Annotated in this window: 12 protein-coding genes; 11 read left to right on the top strand and 1 reads right to left on the bottom strand. The window is 68.5% G+C overall.

Annotated elements, in window-relative coordinates; genetic code table 11:
- Positions 1 to 20: 20 nt before the first annotated feature.
- The gene (locus tag FFI87_RS23250; protein ID WP_138848874.1) at positions 21 to 407 is read right to left on the bottom strand and encodes a TssQ family T6SS-associated lipoprotein; all 387 of its coding nucleotides are present in this window, start codon (positions 405 to 407) and stop codon (positions 21 to 23) included.
- Positions 408 to 1,037: 630 nt separating this feature from the next.
- Between FFI87_RS23250 and tssJ the strand changes: the two genes are divergently transcribed.
- The 11 genes from tssJ to tssE all read left to right on the top strand — a co-directional run bounded on the left by tssJ (position 1,038) and on the right by tssE (position 15,141).
- A complete protein-coding gene (gene tssJ, locus FFI87_RS23245; protein ID WP_138848875.1) occupies positions 1,038 to 1,553 on the top strand; it encodes a type VI secretion system lipoprotein TssJ in 516 nt (171 codons plus the stop codon).
- Positions 1,550 to 2,932, top strand: coding sequence for a type VI secretion system baseplate subunit TssK (gene tssK / locus FFI87_RS23240; RefSeq protein WP_138848876.1), 1,383 nt, complete (start codon positions 1,550 to 1,552; stop codon positions 2,930 to 2,932). Before tssJ ends, tssK begins: the two co-directional genes overlap by 4 nt.
- 15 nt (positions 2,933 to 2,947) lie before the next feature.
- The gene (locus FFI87_RS23235) at positions 2,948 to 4,273 is read left to right on the top strand and encodes a DotU family type VI secretion system protein (protein ID WP_138848877.1); all 1,326 of its coding nucleotides are present in this window, start codon (positions 2,948 to 2,950) and stop codon (positions 4,271 to 4,273) included.
- Between the two features lies 1 nt (position 4,274).
- Positions 4,275 to 7,904, top strand: a complete 3,630-nt coding sequence (gene tssM / locus FFI87_RS23230) for a type VI secretion system membrane subunit TssM (protein ID WP_138848878.1) — start codon at positions 4,275 to 4,277, stop codon at positions 7,902 to 7,904.
- On the top strand, positions 7,901 to 8,578 hold the full coding sequence (tagF, locus tag FFI87_RS23225; protein WP_409995120.1) for a type VI secretion system-associated protein TagF: 678 nt from the start codon (positions 7,901 to 7,903) through the stop codon (positions 8,576 to 8,578). The genes tssM and tagF overlap by 4 nt, the downstream gene beginning before the upstream one ends.
- A 43-nt stretch (positions 8,579 to 8,621) precedes the next feature.
- The gene (locus tag FFI87_RS23220; RefSeq protein ID WP_138848880.1) at positions 8,622 to 10,778 is read left to right on the top strand and encodes a serine/threonine-protein kinase; all 2,157 of its coding nucleotides are present in this window, start codon (positions 8,622 to 8,624) and stop codon (positions 10,776 to 10,778) included.
- Positions 10,765 to 11,889, top strand: coding sequence for a type VI secretion system protein TssA (tssA, locus tag FFI87_RS23215; RefSeq protein WP_138848881.1), 1,125 nt, complete (start codon positions 10,765 to 10,767; stop codon positions 11,887 to 11,889). Before FFI87_RS23220 ends, tssA begins: the two co-directional genes overlap by 14 nt.
- 59 nt (positions 11,890 to 11,948) lie before the next feature.
- Positions 11,949 to 12,503, top strand: coding sequence for a type VI secretion system contractile sheath small subunit (tssB, locus tag FFI87_RS23210; RefSeq protein WP_138848882.1), 555 nt, complete (start codon positions 11,949 to 11,951; stop codon positions 12,501 to 12,503).
- Complete coding sequence (gene tssC, locus FFI87_RS23205) at positions 12,496 to 14,013, top strand: type VI secretion system contractile sheath large subunit (protein WP_138848883.1); 1,518 nt, start codon at positions 12,496 to 12,498, stop codon at positions 14,011 to 14,013. Before tssB ends, tssC begins: the two co-directional genes overlap by 8 nt.
- A 71-nt stretch (positions 14,014 to 14,084) precedes the next feature.
- Complete coding sequence (locus tag FFI87_RS23200; protein ID WP_057927224.1) at positions 14,085 to 14,576, top strand: Hcp family type VI secretion system effector; 492 nt, start codon at positions 14,085 to 14,087, stop codon at positions 14,574 to 14,576.
- Positions 14,577 to 14,592: 16 nt separating this feature from the next.
- A complete protein-coding gene (tssE, locus tag FFI87_RS23195) occupies positions 14,593 to 15,141 on the top strand; it encodes a type VI secretion system baseplate subunit TssE (protein ID WP_138848884.1) in 549 nt (182 codons plus the stop codon).

The raw sequence follows: 15,141 nt of genomic DNA, 5'->3' as shown, positions 1-15,141 counted from the left end.
TCGCAGGGAAACCGGTTCGGTCAGGATGACGACGCATGTCTGCGACGTGCGAATTCGAACGCGGGCCCCCAGATCGGATGTCCCTTCTCGGCGGGGGACAAGTCGAAGCGCGGGTTGAGGTCGAGACTCTTCGAGAACTCGGCGCGGCACTGCGCGATGCGGTTCGTCACGCAATAGCTGAACGCGAGCAGCTTGTGCGCGGCGACCTGCGTGTCGGTGTCGGCGCCGTCGATCTCCTTCGCCCGGTTCAGGATCGCGATCGTGCGTCCGTAGTCGCCCGCGCCATAGGCCGCACGCGCGCTGTCGACCGCGGCGCGCGCCGCAGACTGCGTGGGGGACGTGCTGCACGCGCCGATTCCCAGCAACAAGGCGCCGAGAAAAATCACGATCGATGAACGGCCTTTCATTTTGGAATGAAATACTTGCGTAATTGGATGGTGTCGCATAAGCGCTGTTGGATTCTAGTTCCAATCATGCCGGCCGATGTCGCCGTTACGTTTTGTTTCAATTGGGAAATTGCGTTCGAGTTACCACTCAAATCCATTCCCGGTTTTTGACTTGTTAATCCATAAAATCGATTCTATAGTTCGCTGTGCTTTTTGGATTCGTCAGTTGTTTGCCCGCCACCCGTCAATGGCCGGAAAAACGGGCCGTCCGTTCGGGCAACGCAAACAGCCTGGCACAACCCACAGGGCGGGACCGCCCACCGCCGACGGCTGGCAGGCTTGGGTTCAGCGTCCATACAGCAAGTGTCCATGCAATAGAACCGGGCCGCCGCGGCGAACCGGTCGGATTAACACGTCTTCTCGAAATGACCGAAATTAATTCAATTCATTGTCATCTCCCCAATTTCGATCCAGGCTCGTAATGGGCGATTTGACCCGGCTTTTTACCAGAATAAATTGCCGCATGAAATTTCAATGGAAGAGTGTGCAAGCCACGTAATTACCGGTCAATTAATTGTCCCTTTTTAATCCGGAGCCCCGATTTCGCTTATGTAAATCGGCGGGGGAATTATTGCGCTGCGAGGGTGAAATATGCGTCGGCGGTCCAGCGGGTTCATCGTATTGGGATGTGCATTGCTGTTGCCCGGCTGCGGCGCCACCGAGCGTGCCGCCGCGGTGCCGTATGCGATCGCGGTCGACGTGGCGCCCGACGTCAACCCGGACCTCAACCGCAAGCCGTCGCCGATCGTGTTGAAGGTGTTCCAACTGCGCGCGGCGTCGGCATTCGATGGCGCCGACTTCTTCTCGCTCCAGGACAAGCCCGAGAACATTCTCGGCGCAGACCTGCTCGGCACCGACCGCGTGATCCTGCGGCCGGGCGAGTCGCGCACGCTGCACTACCGCGGCAATGTCGAGGCCGGTGCGATCGGCGTGATCGCCGAGTACCGCATGCTCGAAAGGAACCGTTGGCGCCTGACGGTGCCGCTGCCGCGCGCCAGGCAGCTCAACGTATACAAGTTCTGGCAGACGTCGCCCGGCGAGCTGAAGCTGTCGATCACGGTCAGGAACGGCGGTCTCGCATTGAATGACACGCGGGGGCGCCCATGACGGAACCGACGATGTCCGCGACGCCGGTCGCCGCATTGCGCCAGCGGGTGGTGTGGACCGAAGGGATGTTCCTGCGGCCGCAGCATTTCCAGCAACTCGAACGGCACTGGGAACGCTATGTCGCGCTGCGCTGCCTGCCGCTGCAGGGGTTCTACTGGGGCTTCGATACCCTCGAGATGGACCGTGAGCAGCTGGCGCTCGGCAAGGTCGCGCTACGTGCGGCGGCGGGCGTGATGCGCGACGGCACGCCGTTCGACCTGTCGCATCCAGATGATCTCCCCGAACCGCTCGACGTACCGGCCGATGCGAAGGACCGGCTCGTCGTGCTCGCGCTACCGCTGTGGCGCGGCGGCGGCGAGGAGGTGTCGTTCGGCGCGGACGCGGGCAGCAGCGGCAACGCGGACGTCGCCCGCTACGTCGTGCGCGAATACGAAGTGGCCGATGCGAACGCGGTCGCGCTCGGCCCCGCGCTGCTGCAAACGGGGCGGCTGAACGTCCGGCTGATGCTCGACACCGAGCTGACCGGCGACTGGCATGCGCTCGGCGTCGTGCGGATCGTCGAGCGGCGCACCGACGCGCGGCTGCTCGTCGACGACGGCTACATTCCGCCGCGGCTGGTCGCGCAGCGCGACTCGGCATTGCTCGCGTACACGCGCGAACTGCATGGACTGCTCACGCAGCGCAGCGACGCGCTGGCCGAGCGCCTGTCGGAACCGGGGCGCGGCGGCGTATCGGAGGTCGCGGATTTCCTGCTGCTGCAGCTCGTGAACCGCTATCTGGCGCTGACCTGGCACGCGCAGCAGGACGTCGCGACGCATCCGGAGGCGCTGTTCCGCGACTGGCTGAAGCTCGCGTGCGACCTCAGCACCTTCACGGCGGCCGGCCGGCGCCCGCAGTCGCTCGCGGTCTACGTGCACGACGACCTGCGCACGAGCTTCGCCGAACTGATGACGGAGCTGCGCCGGTCGTTGTCGACGGTGCTGGAGCAAAACGCGATCCAGATCGAGCTGCGCGACGCGGGCAACGGCATCCGGGTCGCGACGCTCGCCGATCCCGCGCTGCGCGACACGGCCGGTTTCGTGCTCGCGGTGCGCGCGGACATACCGGCCGACAGCCTGCGCGCGCGGTTTCCCGCGCAGGCGAAGCTCGGGCCGGTCGAGCGGATCCGGGACCTGGTGCAGTTGCAGTTGCCGGGCATCACGATGCGCCAGTTGCCGGTCGCACCGCGGCAGATCCCGTACCACGCGGGACATACGTACTTCGAGATCGACAAGGGCAGCGACCTGTGGAAGCAGCTGGCGCGCTCCGGCGGTCTGGCATTTCATTTCGCCGGCGAGTTCCCCGGGCTCTCGATGGAGTTCTGGGCGATACGCGGGTGACGGCGGGACAGCGCGATGAATTCTTCCTCCGATTCGATCTCCGCCGGCGCAGGCGGATTCGTGCCACCGAATCCGGGCGGCATGCATCCGGCCGCGGCGTCCGGTGCGGCCGGGCCGACGGCCACGCAACCGCGCCCCGGTCGCTGGGCCGCGAGCGGCACGAACCCGCTTGTCGCGGCCGCGAACCCGCTACTCAATCTCGTGCCGCAGATCCGTTCGACCGTCCATCATCCGAATCCGACGTGGCTGCGCGAGCATCTCGTCGTCGAGATCCGCCAGTTCGAGGCGCGCGCGCAGGAAGCCGGTGTGCCGTCGGAGGCGATCATCGGCGCGCGCTACTGCCTGTGCACGGCGCTCGACGAAGCGGCCGCGCTGACGCCGTGGGGCGGCAGCGTGTGGTCATCGCACAGCCTGCTCGTGTCGTTCCACAACGAAACCTGGGGTGGCGAGAAGTTCTTCCACCTGCTCGAACGGCTGTCGCAGCAACCGCGTCAACACCTCGATCTGCTGGAGCTGCTGTATTTCTGTCTCGCGCTCGGTTTCGAGGGCCGCTATCGCGTGCTCGAAAACGGCCATGCGGAGCTCGACGCGCTGCGCTGGCAGCTGGCCCACACGATCCGTTCAGTACGCGGCGAATTCGATCCCGCGCTGTCGCCGCACTGGCGCGACGTCGTCACGCGCGACTCGTCGCGCCGCTTCGTCGTGCCGCTGTGGGTCTGCGTGGCGCTCGCGCTGCTGGTCGGCTTCGGCGTGTTCGTCGGGCTGCGCGTCGCGCTGGCCGGGCATTCGGACCGGCTGTTCGCGTCGATCGACGCGCTGCACGTGCCAAGGCTGCAGCCCGTGCAGGCGCCGCCGCGCCCGGCGCCGGTGCCGCGGGTCGCGAAGTTCCTGGCCCCCGAGATCGCGGCCGGCCTCGTGTCGGTGCGCGACGACGCCGATCGCAGCGTGATCGTGCTACGCGGCGACGGGTTGTTCAAGTCAGGTTCGACGTCGGTGATCGACCGTTACGCACCGGTGCTCGCACGGGTCGCGGATGCGCTGAACCACGTTCCCGGCAACGTGCGCGTGACCGGCTATACCGACGACACGCCGGTGCACACGGCACGTTTCGCGTCGAACTGGGATCTGTCGCGCGACCGTGCGGAAGCCGTGCGCAGCATGATCGCCGGGCGCCTCGATCATCCGGAGCGGCTCGCGGCCGAAGGGCGCGGCACGCTCGATCCGGTCGCGCCGAACGATACGCCCGCGAACCGCGCGCTGAATCGGCGCGTCGAGATCACGCTGCTGCCGGCGCCCGGCAGCGCCGCCGTCGGCGCGAGCGCGACGCAGGGGGCCAACTGACATGAACCAGGCTGTCGCGCGTTTCGTCCGGCCGTTGCCGTCGCGGGAGATCTGGACCTTTGCCGGTCTGCTCGTGCTCGCGTGCTTCGTGTGGCTTGCCGGGCCGCTGTTCGCGTTCGCCGAGGTCCGGCCGCTCGAGAGCGGCTGGGCGCGCGCGGTGACGATCGCGGTGCTGTTCGGCGCGTGGGGCGCGCGCGTCGCGTGGCGAAGCTGGCACGCGAGCCGCCTGAACGCGCAGCTGCTGAACCAACTACGCGAAGCCGCGCCCGGGCCGGCCACCGCCGGCGATCCGGCGAAGGCCCAGCTCGACGAGCTGCGCAGCCGCTTCGACGAGGCCGCGACGCTGCTGAAGAAAGTCCGCTTCGGGCAGGCCGATACCGCGCACAAGGGGCTGGCGCGCTGGTTCGACCGGATGTCGCGCCAGTATCTGTACCAGCTCCCGTGGTACGTGTTCATCGGCGCGCCGGGCTCGGGCAAGACGACCGCGCTCGTCAATTCCGGGCTCAGCTTTCCGCTCGCCGAGCAGTTCGGTCGCGCGGCGATTCGCGGCGTGGGCGGCACCCGGCACTGCGACTGGTGGTTCACGAACGACGCCGTGCTGATCGACACGGCCGGCCGCTATACGACGCACGAGGGCAACCGCGCACTCGACGAAGCCGAGTGGAAGGGCTTCGTCGAGCTGCTGAAGAAGTACCGCACGCGCCAGCCGCTGAACGGCGCGATGCTGACGATCAGCGTCGCCGACCTGGTCGGTGCGTCGGAGGCCGAGCGCACGCAGCACGCGATGGTGCTGCGCAAGCGGTTGCTCGAGTTGCGCGCCCAGCTCGGCATCCGGTTCCCCGTCTATCTGCTCGTGACGAAGGCCGACCTGCTGGCCGGCTTCGCCGAGTATTTCGGAACCTTCGGCCGCACGGAATGCGCGCAGGTGTGGGGCTTCACGTTTCCGCTCGCGCAGAGCGAGGCGCCGGGCTTCGACCTGCGCGCCGCATTCGACCGCGAATACCGGCTGCTCCACCAGCGGCTGAACGACGGGCTGCCCCAGCTGCTCGCCGCGCAGACCGATGCACGCCAGCGCGAAATGGCGTACCTGCTGCCGCAGCAGATCGCCGACCTGCAGGACATGCTCGGCCAGTTCGTCGCCGAGGTGTTTTCCGTGTCGAGCTTCGAGCCGATGCCAATGCTGCGCGGCGTGTATCTCACGAGCGGCACACAGGAGGGCACCGCGTTCGACCGCGTGATGAGCGGCATCAAGCGCTTCCTGAAGATCGAGGGCGTGCCGCCGGTCGCACCGGTCGGCTCGACCGGGCGCAGCTTCTTCCTGAAGTCGCTGCTGCAGGAGCACATCTTCCGCGAAGCCGCGCTCGCCGGCAGTGACCTGCGCTGGCATCAGAAGCGGCGCGTGCTGCAGATCGCCGGCTACGCGCTGCTTGCGCTCGTGAGCGTGGCCGTGCTGGCCGCATGGCTGCGCAGCTATTCGAACAATCGCGCGTATCTCGACCGGATCGCGCAGCGCGTGCCAGCCGTCGATGCGCAGATCGCCGGCGCGAAATTCTCGGATGCGGCCGACATCGCACGGCTGCTGCCGGTGCTCGATGCGCTCGGCGGGCTCGCGAATGCCGGCGGCGTCGACCGGTCGCATCCGCCGCTCGCGTACCGCTGGGGGCTCTTTCAGGGCGAGAAAATCGACGAGGCCGTCGACGCCGTGTACCGTCGCGCGCTCGACGATGTGCTGCTGCCGATCGCCGCGCGCCGGATGGAGGCTGCGCTGAGCGATGCACGGCCCGACGAAACCGACTACGCGTATGCGGCGCTGAAGGCCTATCTGATGCTGTACGACAGCGCGCACTATGATCCCGCGTTCGTGCAGGCCGTCGTCGACCTGGAAATGGAGCGCGCGTTGCCGCCCGATTTCTCGCCGGCCGAACGCTCGGCGCTGCGCGCGCATCTCGCCGCGTTGTTCGGCAACCGGGTGGCCGTGTCGCCGTATCCGATGAACGAGCGGCTCGTGGCCGACGTGCGCGACCGGCTGCGCCAGGTGCCGTTCTCGCAGCGGCTGTACCGCCAGCTCACGCGCACGCTGCGGCCGGCGACTTCCGCGTTCGATTTCAGCGTCGCGCGCGCGGTGGGGCCAGACGCATCGCTGGTGTTCCGCCGCCAGAGCGGCAAGTCGCTGTCGGAAGGCGTGCCGGGCCTGTATACACGCAACGGCTATCGCAACGTGTTCTCGCTGCGCCTTGCCGGCGAAGTCGACGGGTACGGGCGCGAGGAGGTGTGGGTACTGAACCTCGGGCTGTCCGAGATTCCCGGGCCGAACGATGCGGCCGCATGGGCGCGCGACATCCGCCAGCTGTACCTGAACGACTACCTGAAGATCTGGGACGATCATCTCGCCGACATCAAGCTGCAGCGCACGGCAACGCTCGCGCAGAGCATCCAGGTCGCTCGTGCCCTGTCGTCGGCGGACTCGCCGCTCACCCGGCTGATGATCGCGCTGGCGCGCGACACGGCGCTCGGCGATACGCCGGGCGGCGCGCGCAACCTCGCGTCGCGCGCACAGGACAAGGTCGACGAGGCGCGCAGCTCGCTGTCGCAGATCTTCGCGGGGCAGGGCGCAAGCGACGCGAATCCGTCCGCGGCGGCGCCCGCGAGCCCCGAGCAGGTGGTCGACAGTCATTTCGCCGGGTTGCGTGCGTTCGCGCCGGGCAGCGGCGACCAGGCGCAGGCATTCGACGCGGTACTGAAGTCGATCGACGCCCTTTATACGTACCTGACGGCCACCGACGACGCGCTGAGGAGCGGCGCGCAGCCGCCGCCGTCCGACGCGCCCGCGCGGCTGCGCGCGCAGGCCGGCCGGCTGCCGACGCCGTTCCGCGAGGTGCTCGACGACCTGTCGAACGTCGCGAACGGCAGCGTCGCGACCGTCGAGCAGCGCAGCGTCACGACGCGGGCCGGCGCGAACGTCGGCGATTTCTGCCGGCAGGCGATCGCGGGCCGCTATCCGTTCGCGCGAGGATCGTCGCGTGACGTCGCGCCAGCGGACTTCGCGCAGATGTTCGCGCCGGGCGGCCTGATGGACGATTTCTTCCAGAAGAACCTGCAGTCGATCGTCGATACGACGTCGCACCCGTGGCGCTTCGCGAACCGCAACGCGGACGCCGATCCGGCGGCGGCCGCGATGCTTTCGTCGTTCGAGAAGGCCGCGGTGATCCGCGACGTCTATTTCGGCGGCGGCGCGCGCACCGCGCAACTGAAGGTGCAGGTCCAGCCGCTCGAAATGGATCCGTCGATCACGGAGATGGTGCTCGACGTCGACGGCCAGATCGTCCGCTATGCGCACGGCCCGCTCGTGCAGAGCGCGGTGGACTGGCCGGGCCCGCGCGGCAGCAGCCAGGTGCGGCTGCAGGTGTCGGGGCAGGCCGGCGCGACCGACGGCTTCACGACCGGCGGCCCGTGGGCACTGCACCGGCTGTTCGACCGCGCGGCCGTGTCGGCCGGACGCGGCTCGGACCAGATGGTCGCGCGCTTCACCGTCGACGGCAAACCGCTCGTGCTGCAAGTGAACGCGGGCAGCGTCCGCAACCCGTTCAGGCTGCCCCAGATGGAGTCCTTTACATGCCCTCCGAAGCAATGAGTCGCATCCCGCCGCTCACGCGCGCCGATCGCGACGCACCGGCCTGGTACGGAAAGATTCCCGGCGCCGGCGACTTCGTGAACAGCCGGCTGCCGCATGCGCTCGCGCTGTGGTGGGAACGCTGGCTTCAGCTGGGGATGGCCGCGATGCGCCAGCGCGGCCCGGACGAGTTCGCGCGCCACTACACGGTCGCGCCGGTCTGGAATTTCCTGGTGCCGGCAGGCGCCGGCGCGTCGTACGTGCAGGCAGGCTGTCTCGCGCCGAGCTGCGATCGCGTCGGGCGTTACTACCCGGTGATCGCCACGCTGCCGATGCCGGCGGCCGATTACTGGAACGGGCTGCCGGACGCGGCCGACGCGTTCTACTGGCAGATCGGCCATGCACTGCTCGACGCGATCCGGCATGCCCGCGCACCGGTCGATCTCGAGCAGACGCTCGACCGCGTGCGGCTCGCGCCGGGCCGCGAGCTGCCTGCGGAAGGCGCCGACGGGATCCCGGCGACGCTGCCGGAGCGGCCGGCGCTCGCGGCATGGCCCGGGCTGTCCGGCTATTTCGATCCGCACGGCGGAACGAGCTTCTGGTGGACCAATCGCGCCGACGGCTCGCCGCTGCGCACGCATGCGCATACGGGCGCACCCGACAACGCGCTGTTCCTGACGCTGTTCGGCGGCTAGCGGCCGGCGGCGGGCAACACGGATGCGGTATCGCGAGGTGGACATGAAGGACCCTTTATCGAGAGACAACGAGCACGACACGGCAACCCGCGTCGACGCGCCCGAATTCACGGTGCGGCCGCTGCCGCTCGGTCATCGCCTGGGCGAGCTGCAGCTCGACGAGGTGCTGGGCATCGGCGGTTTCGGCATCGTCTATCGCGCGTTCGACCGCACGTTGCGGCGCGCGGTCGCGATCAAGGAATACATGCCGTCGATGCTCGCGACGCGCGGCGGCGACTACACGGTGTCGCTGCGCTCCGAGCGGTTCGCGCAGGCGTTCGACGCGGGACGCGGCGCATTTCTGAACGAGGCGCGCCTGCTCGCGCAATTCGACCACCCGGGGCTCGTCAAGGTGCTGCACTTCTGGGAGAGCCACGGCACCGCGTACATGGTGATGCCGTTCTATGAAGGGCGCACGCTCAAGCAGCTGCTCGACGGCGGCATACGCATGAGCGAGACGCAATTGCGCAACATCGTCGGCGCGCTGCTCGGCGCACTCGACACGCTGCATCGCGCGCAGTGCTTCCATCGCGACGTCGCGCTCGACAACGTGCTAATCCGCCCGAACGGCAGCGCGATCCTGCTCGACTTCGGCGCGGCGCGCAAACGGATCGGCGATCTCGTCGACGACGGCGCGATGATGATCAAGCCCGGCTACGCGCCGATCGAGCAGTACACCGACGATCCCGCGTTCAGCCAGGGGCCGTGGACGGATCTCTATGCGCTCGGCGCGGTGATGCACGCGATGATCACGGGCGAACTGCCGCCCGCCGCCGTCGTGCGCAGCATCAAGGACACGTACCGGCCGCTCGCGTCGCGCGAGCTGCCGGCCGGCGAGGTGTACAGCCCGGCGTTCCTCGCGGCGGTCGATCATGCGCTGCAACTGCGGATTCCGGACCGGCCGGAGTCGGTCGCGGCGTTCGCGGCCGAACTCGGGTTGCGGGATGTCGATCGGGCCGGCGGCGGGTATGGTGCGGCCGTCGTGCCGCCGTCTGCCGCACCAGCTGCGCCAGATGCGCCAACTGCCGCAAGCGACAAGGCGGAAGACGGCGCCTCGTCGGCGTCGAAGGCAGCTGCAGCGGCGGTGGCGTCGTTCGCTTCTTCTCCCACTTCTTCGTCCGTATCGCAAGCGTCGTCGCCCTCCGCGAAAACGGCCAGCCCCGAAGGGCGTGAAGTCGATGGGGAGCGCGCAAAGGACGCGCAGCAGGCTCAGCAATCAGCGTCTAAGCCCGAAGCGCATGATGGCGCCGGCATGCGATCGGCAAGCGACGGGACGAACATCGGGCAGCGCAGTGCAACGGCTAGCGGAAACCTGAACGGAACGTCAGGGCCGATTGCTAGCGCTGCTGGTGCATCCACATCGGCATCCCCGGCAGGCGCATCGCCTCCGTCCCGCGCCCCGCGCCGCCCGTCGTTCATCCCGGCCGGCAACCGGCGCATGCCAACCTACGCGGGTGGCGTGCTGCTCGCGCTGATCGTCGTCGGCATCGCCGCGACTTATCTGTCGCGACCCGCGCGTGTCGCGAGCGAACCGGACGCCGGCGCAAGCCAGCCGCTGGCCGGCGTCGCGTCCGCGGCCAGTGTTCCGGAAGCGATGCTCGCCCAGCATGGTCCGACGCCGATCGTCGTGCCGCCGTCGAGCCTGCCGGCCGGATCGTCCGCGCAGGTGCCGCCGCCATCGCTGCCCGCCGCGTCCGCGCCGCAGGTCGCGACGGCTGCCACGGCCGTCGCGGGCGCCACGCCGTCGCAAGCCGGTTCGAGCTCGACGATCGCGCCGGCCGGCAGCCTCGACGCATCGGAGCGCGTCGTCAACGCGCCGCCGTCGGAGGCCGCCGCAGCGCCGTCCGCCAACGCGTCCGTTCCGGCGCGGGCATCGCCGTCGGAGGCCGACATGGCCGTCGCCGCGGTCAGCGCGCCGGTCACCGCCGAGCAGCGCCCGCCGAAGCAGGAAACCGTGCAGGTGCGCTTCAACGTGCGCCCGTGGGGCGACGTGTACGTGAACGGCGCACGGCGCGGCGCGAGCCCGCCGCTGCGCTCGGTGTCGCTGACACCGGGCGTCTATCAGATCGAGATCCGCAACGGCTCTCTGCCGCCGTTGCACCGCACCGTGGCGATCGACTTCGGCAGCAAACCGGTCAGCATCGACTATGCATTCGAATGACGTCAGCCAGGCGGCGCTGGCCGTCGCCGCATTGTCCTCGCCGTCGCCCGGCCTGCCGGCGGCGACACAGCGCGCCGACCCGATCGGCCGTCTGCTCGCGCACGTCGCGCCCGATGCGCCGTGCGGCCCGAACCTCGAATACGACGCCGATTTCCTGCAGCTTCAGGAACGCGCGACGCCGCGCGCCGAGCAGCAGTACGGCGACACCGTGATCCCGGCCGAGACGCCCGACTGGCGCGTGGTCGAGCGCCTCGCGATCGCGCTGAGCGCGCGGACGAAGGACCTGCGCGTCGCCGCGTATCTCGCGCGCAGCTGGACCGAGCAGCGCGGCATGCCCGGCTACGCGGACGGGCTTGCGGTCGTCGCGGGCCTGCTCGAGCGCTGGTGGGACGAACTCCATCCGCGCCTCGACGCCGACGGCGAACTGGACCCGACACCGCGGATGAACGCGCTCGCCGATGTCGTCGGCGCGCACGAGTGTGCACGCGCGGCACGGCGCCAGCCGCTGTTCGACGGCGGTCCGAGCGTGCGCGATGCCGAACGCGCGCTCGACGGTCGCGACGAAGCGGGCGGGCCGGCGGCAGCCAGCCGCGACGGCCTGATCGCCGCGCTGTCGACCGCACGCGATGACGGCCGCGTGCCGATTGATGCGGTGCACGCCGCACTGCGCGCGCTGGACACGATCCGTGCGCGCGTGACGGACCGGCTCGGCCGCGAATGGTCGCCCGACGCGAGCGATACGGAAAAGGCGTTGCAACGCATCGCGCGCGCAATGCCGACGCCGGTACCGGCGGTACAGGAGTCCGCGCCTGACGGTTCGATTCCGGCCACGCCGGCCGCATCCGGCGCCGCGCAAGCCGCATCCGCGCCGGCCGTTTCATCGAACGGACAGGCCTGGCGCGATGCCGAGGTCACGAGCCGCGACGACGTGCGCATCGGCCTCGACAAGATGTGCCGCTATTTCGAACTGCACGAGCCGAGCCACCCGGCGCCGCTGCTGCTGCGGCGCGCGCAGCGGCTGCTCGCGCTCGACTTCTACGAAATCATCCGGGATCTCGCTCCGGAGAGCCTGCCGAAGCTGGACCTGCTGAGCGGCGAGCGCAGCGAATGAGGCAGAGCGCCAGGCGGCGGCCACGTACGCGCAATCTGATCGATGTGAAGGAGTAGACGATGACGGACAAAACCAAGGCGGCAGGCAGCGGACAGAAGTTCATCGCGCGCAATCGGGCGCCGCGCGTGCAGATCGAGTACGACGTCGAGACCTACGGCGCCGAGCGCAAGGTGCAGCTGCCGTTCGTGATGGGTGTCATCGCGGACCTGGCGGGCAAGCGCGCCGAACCGCTGCCGGATCTGCCGGAGCGCAAGTTCCTGGAGATCGACGTCGACAACTTCGACGAGCGGATGAAGTCGGTCGCGCCGCGCGTCGCGTTCCAGGTGCCGAACACGCTGACCGGCGAAGGGATGCTCAGCGTCGACATGACGTTCGAGCAGATCGACGATTTCTCGCCGGCGGCGATCGCGCGCAACGTCGACGCACTGCGCCGGCTGCTGGATGCGCGCACCGAGCTGTCGAACCTGCTGTCGTACATGGACGGCAAGCACGGCGCCGAACAGCTGATCGAGCGCGCGATCAACGATCCCGACCTGCTCAAGACGCTTGTGCGCGACCCGAGTGCCGACGCGCCGCGCGGCGCCGCGACCCAACCGGAGGCCCGCGATGAATGACCCTGTCCAGTCCCGCGCGGATACCCGCGACGCACGCAACGCCGCGCAACCGTCCGCCGCGCCCGGCGAGTTCGCCGCGCTGCTGCAGAAGGAGTTCAAGCCGAAGACCGCCGAGGCGCGCGAGTCGGTCGAGCGCGCGGTGCGCACGCTCGCGCAGCAGGCGCTCGAACATACGGTCGGCATGACGACCGACGCCTACGGCAGCGTGAAGCAGATCATCGCGGAGATCGACCGGAAGCTGTCCGAGCAGATCAACCAGATCCTGCATCACGACGAATTCCAGACGCTCGAAGGCGCGTGGCGCGGCCTGCATTACCTCGTCACGCACACCGAGACCGACGAACTGCTGAAGATCAAGGCCTTGCCGGCGTCGCGCAACGAGGTCGGGAGGATGCTCAAGCGCTACAAGGGCGTCGCGTGGGACCAGAGCCCGCTGTTCCGCAAGATCTACGAGGAGGAATACGGGCAGTTCGGCGGCGAACCGTTCGGCTGCCTCGTCGGCGACTTCTACTTCAATCACAGCCCGCCGGATGTCGAGATGCTCGGCGAGCTGTCGAAGATCGCGGCGGCCGCGCACGCGCCGTTCATCGCGGGCGCATCGCCCGAACTGATGCAGATGGATTCGTGGCAGGAGCTATCGAATCCGCGCGACCTGACCAAGATCTTCCAGAACACCGAATACGCGGCGTGGCGCAGCCTGCGGCAGTCGGAGGATTCGCGCTACGTCGGCCTCGCGATGCCGCGTTTTCTCGCGCGGCTGCCGTATGGCGCGCGCACCAATCCGGTCGACGAATTCGACTTCGAGGAAGACACCGACGCCGCGAACCACGACCGCTACACGTGGGCGAACTCGGCGTACGCGATGGCGGCGAACATCAACCGTTCGTTCAAGCAGTTCGGCTGGTGCTCGTCGATCCGCGGCGTCGAGTCGGGCGGGGCGGTCGAAGGGCTGCCGAGCCATACGTTCCCGACCGACGACGGCGGCGTCGATCAGAAATGCCCGACCGAGATCGCGATCAGCGACCGCCGCGAGGCCGAGCTCGCGAAGAACGGCTTCATGCCGTTCGTGCACCGGAAGAACTCGGATTTCGCGGCGTTCATCGGCGCGCAGTCGCTGTACCAGCCGGTCGAGTACCACGACCCCGACGCGACCGCGAACGCGCGGCTGTCCGGCCGCCTGCCTTACCTGTTCGCGTGCTGCCGCTTCGCGCACTACCTGAAGTGCATCGTGCGCGACAAGATCGGCTCGTTCCGCGAACGCGACGACATGGAGCGCTGGCTCAACGACTGGATCATGAACTATGTCGACGGCGACCCCGTGAATTCATCCCAGGAAACCAAGGCGCGCAAGCCGCTGGCGGCCGCGCAGGTGGTCGTCGACGAGGTCGAGGACAACCCCGGCTACTACACGTCGAAGTTCTTCCTGAGGCCGCACTACCAGCTCGAAGGGCTCACCGTGTCGCTGCGGCTGATCTCGCGGCTGCCATCCGCGAAGGCGGCCAACGAGTGAGCAGCAACGGGCATTCAATCCAGCGTTCGACCCGGCATTCAACCTGATTTCGCACCGAAACGGAGACGGCAATGGGCGTGGCAATGTTTATGAAGGTGGACGGCGTGACCGGCGAATCGGCGGACGCGCAGCACAAGGGCTGGACCGACATCGAATCGTTCACATGGGGCGCGAGCCAGCCGGGCGCGATGGCCAGCGGCAGCGGCGGCAATGCGGGCAAGGCGAGCTTCAACGATCTCGTCGTGGCCGCATACATGGACAAGGGCGCGCCCGCCATCATCAAGAACTGCGCGAGCGGCAAGCACTTGCCGAAGGTCGAGATCTCCGCGTGCAAGACCGGCGGCTCGCAGATCGAGTTCATGCGGGTGACGCTGCAGGAAGTGCTCGTCACGTCCGCGCAGGTCGCGGGCATCGACCCCGGCGACGCGGCCGACCGGCTGATGATGCATTACGGCTTCCAGGCCGCGAAGGTGAAGAAGCAGTACTGGCAGCAGAACGACAACGGCGGCAAGGGCGCCGAGGTGTCGGTCGGCTGGAACATCAAGGAAAACACCGAGATGTGACCGCGGAGCGATGACGATGGACGACCCGAACGCCCGCGACGGCCGGCACGGCGGCATGCGCGACCGGCTGCAACCCGCGCTGCTCGACCGGCTGACCGACGACGCGCCGCAGCGGACGACCGATCTGCCCGGCACGCAATGGATCGGTGCCGAGCGCCTGCGCGCGGCCGTGCTGCGCGATCTCGCGTGGCTGCTCAATACGCGCAACGCCGAGGACGGCTTCGTCGACTGGGCCGCGTTCGCGCACGCGCAGGCATCGGTGCTCAACTACGGGATGCGGCCGTTCGTCGGCAAGCCGATGTCGGGCGTCGAGCGGATGTCGGTCGAGGCGTCGATCCGCGACGCGATCGTCCGCTTCGAGCCGCGCATCGCGCCCGACAGCGTCGAGGTCCGCAGCATCGACGATGCATCGGATGGCCGCGCCGGCGAACGACGTCACAACATGCTGCTGTTCGAGATTCGCGGCACGCTGTGGTCGATCCCGCATCCGGTCGAATTCGTGCTGCGCTCCGACCTCGATCTCGAGACAGGTGCGATGTCGCTGCAGTCGTCAGCGGGAAACTGA

The organism is Burkholderia sp. KBS0801, assembly GCF_005937855.2.
In the GTDB taxonomy this organism is placed as follows: domain Bacteria; phylum Pseudomonadota; class Gammaproteobacteria; order Burkholderiales; family Burkholderiaceae; genus Burkholderia; species Burkholderia ambifaria.
This window is presented reverse-complemented; position numbering and strand designations above follow the sequence as displayed.

Coding starts and splice junctions, on each gene's coding strand:
- FFI87_RS23250 (WP_138848874.1), bottom strand. CDS start 407: ATGAAAGGCCGTTCATCGATCGTGATTTTTCTCGGCGCCTTGTTGCTG.
- tssJ (WP_138848875.1), top strand. CDS start 1,038: ATGCGTCGGCGGTCCAGCGGGTTCATCGTATTGGGATGTGCATTGCTG.
- tssK (WP_138848876.1), top strand. CDS start 1,550: ATGACGGAACCGACGATGTCCGCGACGCCGGTCGCCGCATTGCGCCAG.
- FFI87_RS23235 (WP_138848877.1), top strand. CDS start 2,948: ATGAATTCTTCCTCCGATTCGATCTCCGCCGGCGCAGGCGGATTCGTG.
- tssM (WP_138848878.1), top strand. CDS start 4,275: ATGAACCAGGCTGTCGCGCGTTTCGTCCGGCCGTTGCCGTCGCGGGAG.
- tagF (WP_409995120.1), top strand. CDS start 7,901: ATGAGTCGCATCCCGCCGCTCACGCGCGCCGATCGCGACGCACCGGCC.
- FFI87_RS23220 (WP_138848880.1), top strand. CDS start 8,622: ATGAAGGACCCTTTATCGAGAGACAACGAGCACGACACGGCAACCCGC.
- tssA (WP_138848881.1), top strand. CDS start 10,765: ATGCATTCGAATGACGTCAGCCAGGCGGCGCTGGCCGTCGCCGCATTG.
- tssB (WP_138848882.1), top strand. CDS start 11,949: ATGACGGACAAAACCAAGGCGGCAGGCAGCGGACAGAAGTTCATCGCG.
- tssC (WP_138848883.1), top strand. CDS start 12,496: ATGAATGACCCTGTCCAGTCCCGCGCGGATACCCGCGACGCACGCAAC.
- FFI87_RS23200 (WP_057927224.1), top strand. CDS start 14,085: ATGGGCGTGGCAATGTTTATGAAGGTGGACGGCGTGACCGGCGAATCG.
- tssE (WP_138848884.1), top strand. CDS start 14,593: ATGGACGACCCGAACGCCCGCGACGGCCGGCACGGCGGCATGCGCGAC.